Here is an 18,114-nt window from a genome sequence, read left to right on the forward strand (position 1 = left end):
GTATTTCATTAAATAATATATCTTTGCCGACTTTTAAGCACATCAACTATGATACTCGGTCAAACCACAAGAAAGAATTTTACCCAAAATCCAAAAAATGATATACTGTCTGGATTAACAGTGGCACTAGCATTAGTACCTGAAGCGGTTGCTTTTGCCTTTGTTGCAGGTGTCGATCCATTAGTGGGTTTATATGGGGCTTTTATGATGGGAATTGTAACGGCTTTATTTGGCGGCAGACCAGGTATGATATCTGGTGCAACAGGTGCCATGGCTGTTGTAATGGTGCACTTAATTCAAAAAGGTAATGAGGTTGGGGTAAATCTAGAAACACCAATTGAAAATTTGGGATTACAATGGTTATTTATAACCCTATTATTTGTAGGCGGTATTCAAATACTAGCAGGAATCTTTAAATTGGGTAAGTTTGTTAGGCTAATTCCTCATCCTGTAATGATGGGTTTTGTAAACGGATTGGCCATAGTAATATTTTTATCTCAACTGGGTCTTTTTCCCAATGCCGTACCCAAAGATATATCGTTTTTAAATAGTACCTCTGAGTGGTTCGGAGCACTCTTCTCAAATATACCATTCTGGAAAATGATGGGCTTCATAGGTCTAACAATGGCTATAATGTACGGTCTGCCTAAACTCACTAAAAAAATTCCTGCAGCCTTAATTGCTATTATTGTCGTGGCGTGCATAACCATTTTTGGAAATATAGAAATGAGCACTGTTGGTAGCTTCATAAGAGAAGGTGGTGGCGATGGACTGCAAGGTAGTTTACCAACATTTCAAGATCAGATTTTTGGACTTTTCGGTACCTTATCAGGCCACTGGGATTTGATAGTATCAACTGCATTTATTTTGGCATCTGTAGGATTAATTGAGTCTCTTATGACATTAAATCTTGTTGATGAAATAACGGAAACCAGAGGGAACGGTAATAGAGAATGTATTGCTCAAGGTAGTGCCAATATCCTAAATGGTTTATTCGGTGGTATGGGTGGTTGTGCTATGATTGGTCAATCTATTATAAATGTAGATTCTGGAGGACGTGGTAGATTATCGGGTGCTGTAGCTGCAATTGCTTTACTGTGCTTTGTGCTTTTTGGCGCACCATTAATTGAACAAATTCCAATTGCTGCCTTGGTAGGAGTTATGTTTATGGTTGTTATAGGAACATTTGCATGGAGTAGTTTTAGAATTCTGAGAAAAATACCAATTTCTGATGCAATAGTCTTAATTGCAGTATCTGCTATTACTGTTTGGAAGGATCTAGCCATTGCGGTAATTGCAGGTGTTATAATTTCGGCATTGGTATTTGCATGGAAAAACGCTACTATGATCAGAGCGCGCAAACGTATACAGTCTAATGGCACTAAAACTTATGAAATTTGGGGACCTTTATTTTTTGGCTCAATTCAAAATTTTAACGCAAAGTTTGATGTGAAAAATGATCCTGATAATGTTGAAATCGATTTTGTTGAATCTCGTATAAGCGATCATTCAGCATTAGAGGCCATTTTCAATCTTGTTAACAAATATAAAGCAGCAGGAAAGAACATTAAACTAAAACACCTCAGTCAGGATTGCAAGGTACTTTTACGTAAGGGAAGTCCGATATTCGAAGAAGTGATTGTAGAGGCTATTGACGATCCACGTTACTATTTGGCAGAGGATCCTGAAAAATTTACAGAACCTCTATCCTCTTATAATATTAAGGGCGATTAATAATTTAGTAATTCTTCAATTTTTGCCTTCACTTTTCCAGTTGAAGGAATCATAGTTTGCTCTAACGTAGAATTTAACGGAATTGCCGGCATATTCTCACTTCCTATTACCATTACTGGAGCATCTAAAAACTTAAAACATTCTTCTTGTATCTTTCCTGCCAAGGCTCTGGCAAAGCTATTATTTGACGGCTCCTCGGTTACCACTAAGCATTTACCTGTTTTCTTGACGGACTTCATAATTGTTCCTTCATCCAAAGGAAACAAGGTTCTTAAATCAATTATTTCAATTTGATCTCTCATATCTAATTCACCAGAAGCATTGTAAGCCCAGTGCACACCCATGCCGTAAGCAATAATCGTCAGTGTCTCTGCATCTTCTTGCTTCCAAATTTCTTGTAACACCCAAGCTTGTCCTAACGGTAGTATGTAATCTTCAGAAGGTTCAATCGATGTTGCAGTTTGTGTTCCTGGCACTTTTGACCAGTATAAGCCTTTATGCTCTAAAATTACCACTGGATTGGGATCGTAATAAGCGGCTTTCATTAAGCCTTTTAAATCAGCTCCATTACTTGGATAAACTATCTTAATTCCTCTAATATTGCTTAATACACTTTCAACTGAAGATGAATGATATGGTCCTCCGCTACCATATGCTCCAATAGGTACTCGTAGAATCATACTTACTGGCCATTTGCCATTAGACAAATAACAGCTTCGACTTACTTCTGTAAATAATTGGTTTAGGCCTGGCCAAATATAATCCGCAAACTGAACTTCAACAATTGGTTTTAAGCCTACGGCACTCATCCCAACAGTTGAACCTACAATAAATGCCTCTTGTATAGGTGTATTAAAAACTCTATCGTCTCCAAATTTTTGTGCTAAGGTTGCTGCTTCTCTAAAAACCCCTCCTAATCTACCGCCAACATCTTGGCCATACAAAAGACACTCCTTGTGGGCCTTCATCAGTTCTTCTACAGCAAACAAAGCACAATCAACCATTACTACTCGTTCTGCTCCCTCAGGTTCTCTAGTTCCTACCTCATCAGTTATGGGTGTTGGTACAAAGTCATACGTAAATAAATCTTCCCGTTTAGGATCTTCCGCTTCAAGAGCACGCTCAAAATCGGCTTTTACTTTATCATATGCCTGGTTTTCAATATGCTCAATTTCTTCTATAGTAAAGCCTGCGTCCAACATCTGCTGTTTAATCACAGGATAGGGATCCCTAGATTTTGCTTCTTCTAAATCATCACGATACCATTCCATTCTGACTCCAGAGGTATGATGATTTAACAACGGTACTTTTGCATGTACTAAAATAGGCCGTCTTTCTCTTCTAATGGTCGAAATAACTTTTTCAATAGTCTTATAACTCTCAATAAAATTAGCACCGTCAATACTGATAGCATCTAATCCATAAAAACCCTGTGCATATTCAAAAGCATCTTGGGCTCTAGTTTCCTGCGCATTTGCAGAGATATCCCAACCATTATCTTGTACCAGGTATAGAATTGGCATTTGCTTCAAGGCTGCCATTTGAAATGCTTCTGCAATTTCTCCTTCTGTTACTGAAGCATCACCTAAAGAACAAACTACAATTGGATTTTCGATAGACTTATCATTTAATCCTTGTTGTTCCTTATACTGCATTCCCATAGCTACACCTGTTGCCGGAATAGCTTGCATACCTGTTGCTGAGGACTGATGTGGTATTTTTGGTTTATCGTCATCTCGTAAACTAGGATGTGAGTAATACGTGCGACCACCAGAAAAAGGATCGTCTTTTTTTGCTAAAAGTTGCAACATTAAATCATATGGTGTACAGCCGAAAGCAAGCAACATAGCGTCATCTCTATAATATGGAAATGCATAGTCTTGTGGTAACAATTGCAATCCAAGTGCTATTTGGACTGCTTCGTGTCCTCTCGAAGTTGCATGTACATATTTTGAGACTTGTTTAAAATTTGCTTCATATAATTCAGCCATTGCTTTGGCTGTGCAGAGTTTTGTAAATCCTTTTTTTAGAATATCCTTTTTCATCTAAGCGAGTTCGTTTTCAACTTTTTTCATCCATCCGAAAGTATCTTCTACTAGACCTGTTTTTATTGCATTTAAAGTATCGTTAACCTTAACAGCTACTGGGCTTTCGGTTGAAACTCGAATAGTATTACCTTCCATACCAATTTCTTCAATATAGGCTATTCCAACAGCAGTACCTGTGCCAAAAGCTTCTTCTAGAGTTCCATTTTCCGAAGCTTCTTTTATTTCTTGAATAGTTATTTTTCTTTCGGTAACCTTAAAGCCCATATCTCTTAATAAATCAATAACACTTGCCCGTGTAATACCATGTAACACTGAACCATCTAACTCGGGAGTTATAAATTCACCATTGATTTTAAAAAAGATATTCATCGTACCAACTTCTTGTATATATTGATGCTCTTCTGCATCTAGCCATAAAACCTGATCATAGCCCTTTGCTTTTGCTAATTCAGTTGGTCTAATTGCTGCGGCATAATTACCAGCGGCCTTTGCTTCTCCTGTACCGCCTTGTGCTGCTCTTATAAAGTAATTCTCAGCCCATAATTTTATATGCTTACTGAAAAACGGACCTGCGGGCGAAGCCATAATTATAAATTTATAATGTGTTGCCGCACGCATTCCAATAAATGGTTCGTCAGCATACATGAACGGCCTCAAATATAATGCGCTCCCTTGTTGTGGCGGTATCCAATTTCTTTCTAAACTTACCAATTCTCTTAGTCCTTCTACAAATAATTCTTCTGGAAACATTGGCATACCCATTCTATCTGCACTTTTGTTCATCCTAGAAGCATTTTGTATTGGTCTAAACAGCATTGGTGTGCCTTTAGGATCTTTGTATGCCTTCATTCCTTCAAAAATTGCTTGTCCATAGTGCAATGCCATAGCCGCTGGGTGTGTAGGTATAGGCCTAAGTGGTTCAATCCTAGGATTTACCCAATTTCCATTTTCGTAATCGCAGACAAACATGTAATCTGTAAATGTTGTACCTAACGGAATATTGTCGAAATCTAAAGCATCTACCTTAGATTTTTCAACTTTAGTGATTGGAATGTTATAACTCATAGTTCTGGCTTTTCAACATCCTGAAACAAGGTCAGGATAAAATTATTTTTATATTGTCCTATTGATATCAAATTGTTCGAAGTAATCTGCAACGCGGCGCACAAAACTTCCACCCAAGAAACCGTCTACAACACGATGGTCAAACGAAAGTGATAAGTACATCATACTTCTAATTGTAATTTCATCGCCTTTATCTGTTTCTATTACCTCAGGTCGCTTTTTTATTATGCCCAAAGCAAGAATAGCAACTTCTGGCTGATTAATTATTGGTGTTCCCATTACACTACCAAAGGTTCCAACATTGGAAATGGTAAACGTACTTCCTTTAATATCATCGGCCTGTAAACTATTTTCACGTGCTTTATTAGCAAGAGCATTAACATCCTTTGCGAGCTCAAGTAAGTTCTTGGTGTCAGCATTTTTTACAACAGGTACAATTAGGTTACCACTAGGTAAGGCTGTTGCCATACCAATATTTATAGCCTCTTTAACAATAATATTATTACCATCTACTGAAGCGTTAATATTTGGAAAATCTTTAACAGCTTTTGCAACAGCCTCCACAAATAATGGTGTAAACGTTAGCTTTTCATCGTATTTATCCTGAAATGCTTTTTTGTTTTTATTTCGCCAATTTACCATGTTGGTAAGATCTGCCTCTACATAAGCCGTGACATGAGGCGATGTATGTTTTGAATACACCATATGATCTGCAATCATCTGGCGCATTCTGTCCATTTCGATTATTTTACCCGCGCCTTTATCAAAAGAGAGTTGTGGGATTCTATATGCTGTGGGGTCTTGGGTAATAGGTTGCGCAAATTTATAAGGTCTACCATTATCAATATATCGGAATACATCGCTTTTGCGCAATCTCCCCTCTTTTCCCGTTGCCGGGATTCTAGCCAATTCCTCGTAACTAATATGATGCTTTTTGGCTATTGAAATTATTAGAGGCGAAAAGAATGTATTAGAATTTGAAACACTGAATTTCTCGGTAGACTGTGGTATATCAATTTTTGGTTTGTTACCAGCGTTTTTTTGTTTAGGCTTTTCAGACTCCGTTTTAAGTGTTTGACGCTGGGACTTAGATTTGGTTTTAACAACTTCACCGTTACTTTCAATAATAGCGATAGTTTCGCCTATTTTGATAACCTCGTTAGCCTCAAACAAAATATCTTCTACAATACCTGAAACATTAGAAGGCACTTCAGAGTCAACTTTATCTGTCGCAACCTCAAGTAGCATTTCATCCTCTTCAATAGTATCGCCTACATTCTTAAACCAAGTGATTATAGCTGCCTCGGTTATACTTTCACCCAACTTGGGCATTTTAAATTCAATCTTAGCCAATTTGAACACATTTTAAGCCAGTATCAAAGATACGTAATAACAGTATTTCCTTGTGTTAAAAACTTTTAATTTGATTATAAACAGAATAATATTCTTAGAATAATAATTTTACAGGTGTTTTATTCTTCATATTTTTATGTTTTGATGCAAACACAAAATATATTTCTTATGGGATACAGCTTAGACAAAATAGATACTCAAATACTTAGCATTCTTCAAAAGAACAGTAACCGCACCACTAAAAGCATTGCAGATGAGTTAGGTATGACAACTTCACCTGTTTTTGAACGTATTAAAAAGTTGGAAAAAGAAGGTTATATCAAGAAGTATGTAGCCATACTGGATAATAAAAAAATAGGCCTAAAACTTACCGTATTCATTGGAATTACACTTCAAGGACACACGCGAAGCTATCTCGAGAAATTCGTAACTGAAATAAATAATTTCCCCGAAGTCATTGAATGCCATCGCGTAAGTGGAAATTTTGATTACCTACTAAAGCTTGTTGTTGAGGATATTGAAGCTTATGAGCATTTTATTATTTCAAAATTGACGCTTTTGCCATACCTAGGGAATGTACAAAGCTTAATTACACTCTCAACAGGCAAAGAAACAAATGAGATTGATTTAAGTATAATCTAATTACTTTTTATTGAAGGTTTCACGAAGGGTCTTATACACATCGTCCTGAACTTTCATTTGCTCAGGTACTTCTTTTAGTGGCACAACTTCTCTTAATGTTTCGTGACATTCTTTGGGTAATTGCTGATACAATTCAGTTCCTTTAGTTTTCCATTCAATCATTTCATCATTGACCTCACGTACAATTTTTGCCGGATTACCTATCACTAAACTGCGCTTTGGAATTACGGTCTCCGCTTTTACTAATGCCATGGCACCAACTATTGATTCCTCTCCAATTACAGCATCATCCATTATCACCGAATTCATTCCTATTAAACAGTTCCTCCCGAGATTAGCACCATGGATAATGGCTCCATGTCCAACATGAGCATTTTCATGTAGGGTTATTGATTTTCCTGGAAACATATGTATGGTACAATTTTCCTGAACATTTACCCCATCTTCAACAATTATTTGCCCCCAATCCCCTCGAATGGCTGCTCCAGGACCTATATAACAGTTCTTTCCAATAATTACATTGCCCGTAACAGCCGCTAAAGGATGAACAAAACTACTTTCGTGCACTACTGGGATATAACCTTGAAAGCTGTAAATCATTATTTAAATCGTTTAAGTGTTTCTTTAGTAAAATCACTTAAAACCAATCGTCCACTAATAGATGCACGTTCGGCTAGTAAACTATCCCAGTTTTCAGTTCCTTTCCAGAACATGGATTTCATTTCTTTCATGGCTTCCGTGTTGTAATTGCACAAATTCTCAGCAAATATTTTTACAGCTTCGTCCAACTCTTCAGTAGATTGATACACCTGCGTAAACAAACCTTTCTCTTTAGCCCAGTCAGCAGGATAAAAAGTATTGGCATCAATAGCAATTTGGGACATTCCACTTAATCCTAATTTTCGTTCTACAGCTGGGCCAACTACAAAAGGGCCAATCCCAACATTCAATTCGCTTAACTTAATTGCCGCATATTTTGTTGCCATACAATAATCTGTTGCTGAGGCTAGACCAACACCGCCACCAACAGTTTTACCTTGTATACGGCCAATAATAAATTTGGGACATTTACGCATTGCGTTAATTACATTAGCAAAACCAGAAAAGAACACCTTTCCTGTTGCTTCATCATTAATATTTATGAGTTCATTAAAACTAGCTCCTGCACAAAACGTCCTATCACCACCACTTTTGAGTACTATGACTTTTACAGATTCATTTTTACCAGCATCAGTGATTGTTTTTGCTAATTCTGCTAAAATATCTCCTGGTAATGAATTATGTGCAGGATGATAAAACTCAATATATCCTACTTCGTTTTCAATTGTTAGTTTAACGTATGGCTTATTATCTGACATAACTATATTAATCCAAATTGTTCAAAATGATGATTAAAGTGTTTTCTATGGAATAAATTCCATTCGTAACGGTTAAGCTCTCCAAATACTAGATTCTTTAATTTAGCCTCTGGATGCTCCTTGTAGTATTCTACAAAATTATCATATGCCTCAATTAATTTTATTTTTGCAGCTTCCAGATTCTCATGCTTTGAAGATTTTATTTCGTCTTCCAAACGTAATGGTGCCGCAAAATTCTTTGGCATCGGTTCATAATTGTATAAGGTATTATGAACTTTTTCTAGAATTTTCTCTGGTGTTTGTATTTCGAAATTTTGAATTTCTCCAGATGAGATTCTCACTGAATACTCCAGATGTTCCAGCATCTGCTGTGCTGTCATTTTGCCCCAAAGTGGCTTTGATTCCGCAGTAAGCTTGCTTAAATATTTTGTTATTGATTCTTTATTAATCTCAACAAATGTTTCCTGCTTTTTTTGAACCATTGTTAGAATGGTAGCAACAGCGACTAAAGGCGTATCCTTATCCGATTTTTGACTTTCAGGTCTGCTTTCAAAATTTGCATCAAATACCTCTACATGCCATTTTACTATTCCACTTGGATGTTCAGCTGAGACGACATCACGATCTACTTTTTCCTTACAAGTGAGGCGCACATAAATAGTGTCATTGTGATACAATGGACGTAAAAATCTAATGCTGTCCAATCCATAATTTGCTGCTACTGGACCTTTATTTGGATAGACAAATAAGCCTGCTGCCGCAGAAATTATAAAATATCCATGAGCCGTGCGCTTTTCAAAAATACTCCCATCTAATGAGGTTGTATCCGTATGTGCATAGAAATGATCCCAAGTGAGATTTGCAAAATTAATTATGTCTGAATCTGTAATGGTTCGTTTATGGGTTTTTAAGGACATTCCTGGCTGAATGTCTTCCCAATGATATTTAAATGGGTGTTGTTCTGCCTCTTTATACTTAGCATTCTGCTGATATATTCCCGTAATTTCAGTAATTGTTGTAGGTGTACCTTGAATTGCTGTGCGTTGCAAATAATGCTTTATACCGCGCATGCCTCCCATTTCTTCGCCTCCACCTGCACGACCAGGACCACCATGCACCAAATAAGGTAATGGTGAACCATGTCCTGTGCTCTCTTTAGCACTTTCTCTATTTAAAACTAAAATCCTTCCATGATGACTTGCCGCATTAACTACATAATCTTTAGCAATTTTGTCATCATAAGTAACGATAGATGACACCAAAGATCCTTTGCCCATTTGAGCCAAAATTACAGCTTCATCTAGAGATTTATAAGGCATTATGGTACTGACTGGACCAAATGCTTCGCGTTCATGAATTACGGTATTTTCAAACGGATGATCTGCCCTTAAAAGAATTGGACTTATAAATGCACCTTTTTCGGCATCGGCACCAATCGTTTCTATTTTATCCAAATTACCGTACACTATTTGCGCTTCTTTGGCTAAATCGGAAACCGAATCCTTAACTGCCTTTACTTGTTGATGACTAATTAAAGAGCCCATCCGTACTTCTTTTAATCTTGGGTCTCCAATAGTAACTCTATCAAGGGCTTTTCCTAATGCTATTTGAACGTCTTCAACCAAATTCTCTGGCACTATAATTCTGCGAATAGCAGTACATTTTTGTCCTGCTTTTACAGTCATTTCCTTACGGACTTCCTTAACAAAAAGATCAAACTCGGGCGTTCCCGGCACAGCATCCTCTCCCAAAATAGAAGCATTTAATGAGTCTGCTTCTGTCGTAAACGGGACAGACTCTTCAATTAATCGAGGATGTGCCTTTAACAATCTTCCTGTTGATGCAGAACCAGTAAATGTGACCACATCTTGAGATTCTACAGTATCTAATATATTTCGAATTGTTCCATTGATAATCTGCAAAGCACCCTCCGGTAAAATATCCGATTCTATTATTGTCCTTGCCACTGCTTCAGCCAAATACGAAGATGATGGTGCAGGAAGAACAACAGCCGGAACACCAGCCATCCAATTCACCGCGCATTTTTCCAACATTCCCCAAACTGGGAAGTTAAAGGCATTAATATGAACAGCCACTCCTTTCTTAGGAACCATAATATGATGCGCCATAAAACGCCCACCTCGTGACAAATCTATTGGATCTCCTTCTACATGAAATGGTTGATTGGGGAATAACTTACGTAATGACGCATTGGCAAATAAATTACCAAAACCGCCTTCTATATCAATCCAACTATCAACTTTTGTCGCACCTGTCCTATAACTTAGTTCGTAGAAAGAATCTTTACGTTTGGAAAGATATAAAGCCAATTTTTTGAGCATATTACCGCGCTCCTGAAAGGTCATTTTGCGAAGTTTTTCACCTCCTTTAATCCTTCCATATTGAAGAATATCAGGTATATCTAAGCCTTCAATAGCAACTGAAGCAAAAGCCTCTCCAGTAACTGCATCTAAGACTGGTAAGCCTTCTTCAGTACCTGTTGTCCATTGGCCTTGGACATAATGTTGAATTTTCTTCATTTTAAACACGTTCTAAAATTGTCGCATAACCTTGACCCACTCCAATACACATGGTAACCAAGGCATATTTCTTTTCTTGCTCATGTAACTCTAAAGCCGCAGAGTATGCTATCCTTGCACCAGTCACTCCTAATGGATGGCCAATGGCTATTGACCCTCCATTTGGGTTTAACCTTGAATCATTGTCAGCTAATCCCCAAACTCTTGTGCACGCTAATGCTTGAGCTGCAAAAGCTTCATTAAGTTCTATTATATCCATATCATCCATTGTTAAACCAGCCTTGTCGAGTGCTTTATTCGATGCCTGTACAGGACCAATACCCATGATTCTAGGTTCAACACCTACAACTGCGGAACTCACAATTTTGGCAATGGGTTTTAAGTTATATTTTTCAACAGCATCATCTGAAGCAATTATTGTAGCGACTGCTCCATCATTTAATCCTGATGAATTCCCAGCCGTTACACTTCCACCTTCCTTTTTGAATGCTGGTCTGAGTTTTCCCAAGACTTCTTTTGTAGTATTTGGTTTTACAAATTCGTCCTTAGAAAATATTATAGGATCTTTTTTACGTTGTGGAATTTCAACATTCACAATTTCTTTTGCCAATCTCCCATTTTCTTGTGCTTTAGAAGCTTTCATTTGGCTCCAATAGGCAAAATTATCCTGATCTTCCCTTGAAATTTTATATTTTTCTACCAGATTCTCAGCCGTAACTCCCATACCATCTGTACCATACATTTGATGCATTTTTGGATTAACAAAACGCCATCCGAATGTAGAATCATACATTTTTGAATCGCCACCAAATGCGCTTGACGGTTTTGCTATCACATATGGTCCGCGAGTCATATTTTCTACTCCTCCGGAAATGAACAGATCACCATCTCCAGCCTTAATAGCACGATTCGCATGGATTATTGCAGATAATCCTGAACTACATAAGCGATTTACAGTTTCGCCAGGAACCGTAAATGGCAATCCTGCTAACAATGAAGCCATTCTAGCTACATTGCGGTTATCTTCTCCAGCCTGATTAGCACAACCCATTATAACATCGTCATAAGCTTCTTTAGGAATATTTGGATTTCGCTTTACCACTTCAGAAATTACTATCGCAGCTAAATCATCTGTTCTAACCGAAGATAAGGTACCCTTATAATTAGCTATTGGGGTTCTAATCCCGTCAATTATATATGCTTCTTTCATTATTTATTCTTCCCAATCTTTTTGAGTTCTATATACTATCCCTTTAAACAAAGCGACCAATTCGTCCTCACGTTTTACTTCAATAACATTGAAACCCAACTTATTTTTTACCTTTTCAATCACAGACTCTGCTACAAGGTAATCTCCTTTCTTCAAGGCTTCAATATGGTTAATACTAGATTCTATACTAACTGCATATTTACCGTGGGTATTAGCTGCATATCCACATGCAATATCAGCTAATGCATAACTCACACCTCCGTGAGCTTTACCCATACTATTGAGCATGTCTTCTCTCACAGTCATCCCTACCTTACATCGTCCAATTTCACACTCCAAAATTTCCACTCCCATCCATGTACTGAACGGATCTTGACTAAGCATTTTGTATGGTATTTTTTCGCCTTGCATTAAAAGAATGTTTTATTTTCTCTAAGCATTTTGCGTAATATTGGGCTACATCGATATCTATCCTCGTGATACTCATTATAGAGATTATCCAACATTTCTACACACCATTCTATTCCTTTTTCGTCTGCCCAAGCTAACAGTCCTTTGGGATAATTGACTCCTTTAGTCATGGCATTATCAATATCTTCTGCTGATGCGATATTCAAGAACAAAGCATCTGCTGCTTCATTAATCAGCATGACCAAAATACGGTTGAATATTATAGTGGCTAATTCTACATTTTTGATTGGTTCTGGCTTACTAGCTCCATCACTATAATCAAAGTAACCTTTACCCGATTTTCTACCTAAATAACCCGCCTCAGAAAATCTTTTTTGAGTAAAAGAAGGTTTGTATCTCGGATCATAATAGAATGCCTCAAATACAGATTCTGTCACCGTATAATTAATATCATTACCAATAAAATCCATAAGTTCAAAAGGTCCCATTCTGAATCCACCAACGGACTTCAAACTATAATCTATTGTTATAAAATCAGCTATACCTTCTTCATAGATACGAAGTGCCTCACCATAAAAGGGTCGAGCTACTCTGTTTACAATAAAACCAGGTGTATCTTTCGCTACTGCAATAGTTTTGCCCCAATTTGTTATAATATCTGTTGTTTTGGTCAATATTTCATTAGAGGTTTGTACAGCAGGAATCACCTCAACCAACTTCATCAATGGTGCTGGATTAAAGAAATGAATCCCAATGCAACGTTCAGGTTTATCTAATGCAGAAGCAATGGACGCGATTGATAAGCTAGAGGTATTTGATGCGATAATACAATCCTCTGAAACATAGGTTTCAAGATGTTCAAAAACAGTTCTTTTAATTTCTAAATTTTCTACAATGGCTTCAATTGTAAGATCGGAATCTGCCAAGTCGCCCAAATTATTAGTGTAGTCAATATTGGCTTGTATTCTAGTCTTTTCAGTATCATCGATTCGGCCTTTCTCGATAAGACGGGAAAGAATTTTTTCTAATGAATTTTTAGCTTTTTCTAAAGCTTCATTATTAGTATCGTAAAGTTTAACAGCACATCCAGCAGTAGCGGCAACCTGAGCGATACCACTTCCCATTGTTCCAGAACCAATTATTCCTACATTCATAACTTAACTTAAAATGGTAAGTTTTTAACATCCACATTGCCACCAGACAATATAATTCCTACCTTCTTATTTTTAAACTCTTCTTTGTTCTTCAATAGTGCCGCAAAAGGCACTGCACATGAGGGCTCAATTATAATTTTCATCCGTTCCCATATTAGTTGCATTGCCTGGATAATCTCGTCCTCCTCGACTCTAATTATCTTATCAACATATTTTTGTATAATCGGAAAATTTCTATCTCCTAAGTGAGTCCTGAGGCCATCTGCAACAGTATTAAAGGTTTTGTTCGTTTCAATCTTTCCTGAAATCATAGATCTGTAAGCGTCATCAACCTCCATAGGTTCTCCACCAATAACCTTGCAATTTGTAGCAAAATTATGAACCGCCAATGCCGTTCCTGCAATTAAACCACCTCCGCCAATAGGAGCTAAAACCACATCTAAATCTGGATGATCCTCCAGTAATTCCATCGCAACAGTACTATTCCCATAAATCACCTCATCTTGGTTTGAAGGATGTAAAAAAGAAGCTCCTTTCTCATTTTGTATTTTTTCTGCAGTTGCCTCACGAGCCTGTGGTGTTGACTCACACTCAATAATTTCACCTTCATAGGTTTTTACACCATCCTTTTTAACCTGAGGTGCATTTTTAGGCATAACAATATAAGCTTTTACACCCAATTTTTGAGCCGCCAAGGACACTGCCTGTGCAAAATTACCAGAAGAATGTGTTACTACTCCTTTTTGTCGCTCCTCATCAGATAAAGACAAAATCGCATTTGCTGCTCCTCTCATCTTGAACGCTCCCATTTTCTGGAAGTTTTCACACTTAAAAAATAATTTCGCCCCACTTAAGTCATCTAACAATTGTGATGTTAACACAGGTGTGCGATGAATATAGGGCTGAATACGCTCCTTAACTGCTATAAGTGTTTCTTTATTCAATTAGCCGCCTTTAAAGTTAGGATTACGTTTTTCTATAAACGCAGCCACACCTTCAGCATAGTCTTCACTTTGAGCCGCTTCAATTTGATATTTTGATTCCATTGCCAATTGGTCTTCTAGGGAATTACCCATGGATGCATTGAGAAGTCCTTTGATCATTCCCAAGGCTTTAGTTGGCATATTTGCAAGTTTTACAGATAACTGGGTTACTGTATCCTCAAAAGATTCTGCAGGCACACATTTATATATCATTCCTATTTTCTCAGCCTCAATTGCACTAACCTTATCTCCTAACATTGCTAAAGCCGATGCTTTTTGAAATCCAATTAATCGTGGCAAGAAAAAAGTACCTGCACTATCCGGTACTAGACCAATTAAACTAAATGCTTGAATAAAACTAACTTTTTCATGGGCTACGACAATATCACAAGCTAAAGCAATATTAGCACCAGCACCAGCAGCCACACCATTTATAGCTCCTAAAACTGGCTTTTTTATATTCCTGATTTTAAGAATAATTGGATTGTAGTGTTCCTCTAATATTTTTTTAAATCCAGGATTTAAATCAGGGTCTGTAACCTCTTTCAAATCTTGTCCAGCACAAAACGCTTTACCCTTACCTGTTAAAACCATGGCCCTCACGCCTGGATTAGAAGCACAATCATCTAAAACTTTTTGCAGATTTAGTGCCATTTCACGATTGAAACTATTAAATACTTCAGGTCGATTAAGAGCAATGGTCGCTACTTTATCTACTATTTCTAATTCAATAAAATTCATTATTTAGGTAATTGAAAGTAAGGATTATAAATCAAACCAATAATATTATTCCAAGGATCTTTGACCGAACACACCATTAATTCACCTCCCACATTCATAGGCTCTTCATGGCTTACGGCTCCCAAACTTAAAAAACGTTTATACTCCTCATGAATATCTTCGACTCCCCAATATACATATACACTATCACCTTTAATTGACGGTTCCTCTTGCAGCCCCAATTCATAACCTTCAACATTAAAACCCACATAGTAAGGCTCATCAAAATAAGGTTTCACTTTGAACGCCTTTGTGTACCATGCTTTTGCCTTGTCTAAATTATCTACTTTATATATTGTCGTTCTTAAACCTAACATTATTTAAGGCATTTAAAATAATCGAATGGTTCTTGGCAGTCATCACATTGAAATTGGGCCTTACAAGCTGTGGAGCCAAATTGACTTACCATCCTTGTGTTTGTAGATTTACATTGCGGGCATTTAACTATACGCTTTCCGTGTAGCAATACATCCTTATCTGCTTCCGGTTCTAAAGGCGCAGCTATTCCATAGTCTTCCAATGCTTTCCTTCCTTTTGGAGTTATCCAATCTGTTGTCCATGCTGGAGCTAATACGAGTTCAACTTCAGACGTAAATCCGTGTTTGGATAGTGCTCTTTTTATATCATCACCAATAACATCCATTGCCGGGCAACCACTGTACGTTGGCGTAATTTTAACCTTAACATGTTTATCTTCCAAAACGGCATAGCGTACAACACCCATCTCTAATATTGAAAGCACAGGTATCTCTGGATCGGAAACCTTTTCGAGTATGGAAAATAATTCTTCATCAATATGTACACCTTGCACAACTGTCATATTACCAGGTCATGTTTGGATATGTTCTTTGCATGTATTGCATTTCGCTCAGGATATAACCCATGTACTCAGTATGCAACCCGTGTTTGCCACCTTTTTGAAACCACTTTGACTCAGGAATTTCAAGTCTGGCATCCTCTAAAATTTTATTAATTCTTGAATAATAAATATTCTTTAGTTTTTTAACATCTACACCAATTCCCTCTGCAATCATGGCTTCATCGGATTCTGTCGTATGAAATAGTTCATCCGTATAACGCCACAAATCATTAACTGCGTTCTGCATACGCTTTTTACTTTCATCTGTTCCATCGCCTAAGCGTTTAATCCAATCTGATGAAAAACGCTGATGATAACTGACTTCTTTAATGGCTTTATGCGCGATCGCTGACAGGTTTACGTCCTTACTTTTTTGAAGTTGTTCTAAAAACAAGTAATGGTATACATCAAATAAAAACTGCCTTGTAATGGTAAATGCAAAATCAGTATTTGGTTGCTCTACTAATAGAACATTAGTGTATTCCCTTTCGGTTCTTAAAAATGCTATTGAATCTTCAGTGGCATTTTCACCTTTTATTTTGGCAGCATATTGAAAATAACTTCGTGTTTGGCCAAAAAGATCGAGAGCGATGTTGGTACACGCAATATCCGTTTCTAAACTTGGGCCATGGCCACATAATTCACCCAATCTTTGCCCTAGAATAAGGGGGTTATCTGCAATACCCAGTATGTAATTATATAAATCCTTTTTCTCCATTACATATGCTTTATTTCATCAGGTATGTCATAGAAAGTTGGATGCCTGTACACCTTATCTTGAGCAGGCTCAAACAACTCAGCATTGTGCTCTGGATTAGATGCAGTTATATGCTTTGACTCTACAACCCAAATACTAACACCTTCATTGCGTCTGGTGTATACGTCTCGAGCGTTTTCTAATGCCATCTCAGCGTCGGCAGCATGTAAACTACCGAAGTGACGATGTTCTAATCCATTTTTGCTTCTAACGAAGACTTCCCAAAGTGGCCAATCTTTACTCATCAGACTGCTTGTTTTGATTTATATTCTTTTTGCTTATCTGCGTAGGCTACGGCAGCATCTCTTACCCATTCACCATTTTCCCAAGCTGATACTCTGGCGTTCATACGTTCTTTGTTCATAGGGCCATGACCTTTAACCACCTGCCAAAACTCATCCCAATCAATAGGACCAAAGTCATATGATTTTCGTTTGTCGTTCCATTTTAAGTCATCATCAGGAATAGTCAAACCAATTAATTCTGCTTGAGGCACTGTCTGGTCAACAAACTGTTGACGTAATTCGTCATTTGTTTTGCGCTTCAATTTCCATTTCATTGATTGCGCTGTATGCACAGACTCAGCATCAGTTGGCCCGAACATCATAAGTGAGGGCCACCACCAACGATTTAAAGCGTCTTGGGCCATTTCTTTTTGTTCAGGCGTTCCGTTGGCTAAGGTCATCATAATTTCGTAACCTTGTCTTTGGTGAAAACTTTCTTCCTTGCAAACACGTATCATAGCTCTTGCGTAAGGTCCAAAAGACGTATTACATAATGGTACTTGATTTATTATTGCTGCGCCATCAACCAACCAGCCGATAGCACCTATATCTGCCCAGGTTATTGTAGGGTAGTTAAAAATACTTGAGTATTTGGCCTTACCAGTATGTAATTGATCATAGAGTTCTTCTCTTGAAACCCCTAATGTTTCGCAGGCGCTGTAAAGGTATAAACCATGACCTGCTTCGTCCTGGACTTTTGCAAGTAAAGCAACTTTGCGTCTTAACGAAGGTGCTCTTGTTATCCAGTTTCCTTCGGGTAGCATCCCTACTATTTCAGAATGTGCATGCTGAGAAATCTGTCTGATGTGTGTTTGACGATATTTCTCTGGCATCCAATCCTTGGGCTCAATCTTTTCGTCACGAGCAATACGCGCTTCAAATTGTGCTTCTAAATTCTTAATTTGATCTTCACTCATTTTAAAATGGTTTTTAATC

The 18,114-nt window shown here is 37.5% G+C and carries 18 protein-coding genes; 2 read left to right on the forward strand and 16 right to left on the reverse strand.

Features of this window, described 5'->3' with window-relative positions; translation table 11 throughout:
* Positions 1-48: 48 nt before the first annotated feature.
* Entirely contained in the window at positions 49-1,734 is a 1,686-nt protein-coding gene (locus LBU54_RS11795) for a SulP family inorganic anion transporter (protein ID WP_224529872.1), read from the forward strand.
* On the opposite strand, the gene LBU54_RS11800 is transcribed toward LBU54_RS11795, so the two are convergent.
* Genes LBU54_RS11800 through LBU54_RS11810 form a run of 3 tightly spaced genes read right to left on the reverse strand, consistent with a single transcriptional unit; the run spans position 1,731 to position 6,200 of the window.
* Positions 1,731-3,779: an alpha-ketoacid dehydrogenase subunit alpha/beta gene (locus tag LBU54_RS11800; protein WP_224529874.1), complete on the reverse strand. Its 2,049-nt coding sequence runs from the start codon at positions 3,777-3,779 to the stop codon at positions 1,731-1,733. The two genes, LBU54_RS11795 and LBU54_RS11800, sit on opposite strands and share 4 nt — an antisense overlap.
* Positions 3,780-4,847 (reverse strand): branched-chain amino acid aminotransferase, encoded by a 1,068-nt coding sequence (locus LBU54_RS11805; RefSeq protein WP_224529891.1) that lies wholly within the window; start codon positions 4,845-4,847, stop codon positions 3,780-3,782.
* 48 nt (positions 4,848-4,895) lie between these two features.
* Positions 4,896-6,200, reverse strand: coding sequence for a dihydrolipoamide acetyltransferase family protein (locus LBU54_RS11810; protein ID WP_394370859.1), 1,305 nt, complete (start codon positions 6,198-6,200; stop codon positions 4,896-4,898).
* Positions 6,201-6,368: 168 nt separating this feature from the next.
* Here LBU54_RS11810 and LBU54_RS11815 point away from each other — a divergent pair, with 168 nt between their 5' ends.
* Positions 6,369-6,842, forward strand: coding sequence for an Lrp/AsnC family transcriptional regulator (locus LBU54_RS11815; protein WP_224529893.1), 474 nt, complete (start codon positions 6,369-6,371; stop codon positions 6,840-6,842).
* Here LBU54_RS11815 and LBU54_RS11820 read toward each other — a convergent pair whose 3' ends face one another.
* The 13 genes from LBU54_RS11820 to paaA are packed head-to-tail and all read right to left on the reverse strand — an operon-like array spanning position 6,843 to position 18,095.
* On the reverse strand, positions 6,843-7,442 hold the full coding sequence (locus LBU54_RS11820) for an acyltransferase (RefSeq protein WP_224529894.1): 600 nt from the start codon (positions 7,440-7,442) through the stop codon (positions 6,843-6,845).
* Positions 7,442-8,200 carry an enoyl-CoA hydratase/isomerase family protein gene (locus LBU54_RS11825; protein WP_224529896.1) on the reverse strand — a complete coding sequence of 253 codons (759 nt, stop codon included), beginning with the start codon at positions 8,198-8,200 and terminating at the stop codon, positions 7,442-7,444. Before LBU54_RS11825 ends, LBU54_RS11820 begins: the two co-directional genes overlap by 1 nt.
* 2 nt (positions 8,201-8,202) lie before the next feature.
* Entirely contained in the window at positions 8,203-10,740 is a 2,538-nt protein-coding gene (gene paaZ, locus LBU54_RS11830; protein ID WP_224529898.1) for a phenylacetic acid degradation bifunctional protein PaaZ, read from the reverse strand.
* Position 10,741: 1 nt separating this feature from the next.
* Positions 10,742-11,950, reverse strand: a complete 1,209-nt coding sequence (gene pcaF / locus LBU54_RS11835; protein WP_224529900.1) for a 3-oxoadipyl-CoA thiolase — start codon at positions 11,948-11,950, stop codon at positions 10,742-10,744.
* 3 nt (positions 11,951-11,953) lie between these two features.
* Positions 11,954-12,361 (reverse strand): PaaI family thioesterase, encoded by a 408-nt coding sequence (locus LBU54_RS11840; RefSeq protein ID WP_224529908.1) that lies wholly within the window; start codon positions 12,359-12,361, stop codon positions 11,954-11,956.
* The gene (locus tag LBU54_RS11845; RefSeq protein ID WP_224529921.1) at positions 12,361-13,515 is read right to left on the reverse strand and encodes a 3-hydroxyacyl-CoA dehydrogenase NAD-binding domain-containing protein; all 1,155 of its coding nucleotides are present in this window, start codon (positions 13,513-13,515) and stop codon (positions 12,361-12,363) included. Before LBU54_RS11845 ends, LBU54_RS11840 begins: the two co-directional genes overlap by 1 nt.
* An 8-nt stretch (positions 13,516-13,523) precedes the next feature.
* Positions 13,524-14,459 carry a pyridoxal-phosphate dependent enzyme gene (locus tag LBU54_RS11850; RefSeq protein WP_224529923.1) on the reverse strand — a complete coding sequence of 312 codons (936 nt, stop codon included), beginning with the start codon at positions 14,457-14,459 and terminating at the stop codon, positions 13,524-13,526.
* The gene (locus LBU54_RS11855) at positions 14,460-15,239 is read right to left on the reverse strand and encodes an enoyl-CoA hydratase-related protein (RefSeq protein WP_224529926.1); all 780 of its coding nucleotides are present in this window, start codon (positions 15,237-15,239) and stop codon (positions 14,460-14,462) included.
* Positions 15,239-15,595, reverse strand: coding sequence for a VOC family protein (locus LBU54_RS11860; RefSeq protein ID WP_224529928.1), 357 nt, complete (start codon positions 15,593-15,595; stop codon positions 15,239-15,241). Before LBU54_RS11860 ends, LBU54_RS11855 begins: the two co-directional genes overlap by 1 nt.
* Positions 15,595-16,098 carry a 1,2-phenylacetyl-CoA epoxidase subunit PaaD gene (gene paaD / locus LBU54_RS11865; protein WP_224529929.1) on the reverse strand — a complete coding sequence of 168 codons (504 nt, stop codon included), beginning with the start codon at positions 16,096-16,098 and terminating at the stop codon, positions 15,595-15,597. Before paaD ends, LBU54_RS11860 begins: the two co-directional genes overlap by 1 nt.
* A 1-nt stretch (position 16,099) precedes the next feature.
* Complete coding sequence (gene paaC / locus LBU54_RS11870) at positions 16,100-16,855, reverse strand: 1,2-phenylacetyl-CoA epoxidase subunit PaaC (protein ID WP_224529932.1); 756 nt, start codon at positions 16,853-16,855, stop codon at positions 16,100-16,102.
* Complete coding sequence (gene paaB, locus LBU54_RS11875) at positions 16,855-17,139, reverse strand: 1,2-phenylacetyl-CoA epoxidase subunit PaaB (RefSeq protein WP_224529934.1); 285 nt, start codon at positions 17,137-17,139, stop codon at positions 16,855-16,857. Before paaB ends, paaC begins: the two co-directional genes overlap by 1 nt.
* A complete protein-coding gene (gene paaA / locus LBU54_RS11880) occupies positions 17,139-18,095 on the reverse strand; it encodes a 1,2-phenylacetyl-CoA epoxidase subunit PaaA (RefSeq protein ID WP_224529936.1) in 957 nt (318 codons plus the stop codon). Before paaA ends, paaB begins: the two co-directional genes overlap by 1 nt.
* Positions 18,096-18,114: the final 19 nt, after the last annotated feature.

It is taken from the genome of Winogradskyella alexanderae (assembly GCF_020166335.1).
GTDB lineage: Bacteria > Bacteroidota > Bacteroidia > Flavobacteriales > Flavobacteriaceae > Winogradskyella > Winogradskyella alexanderae.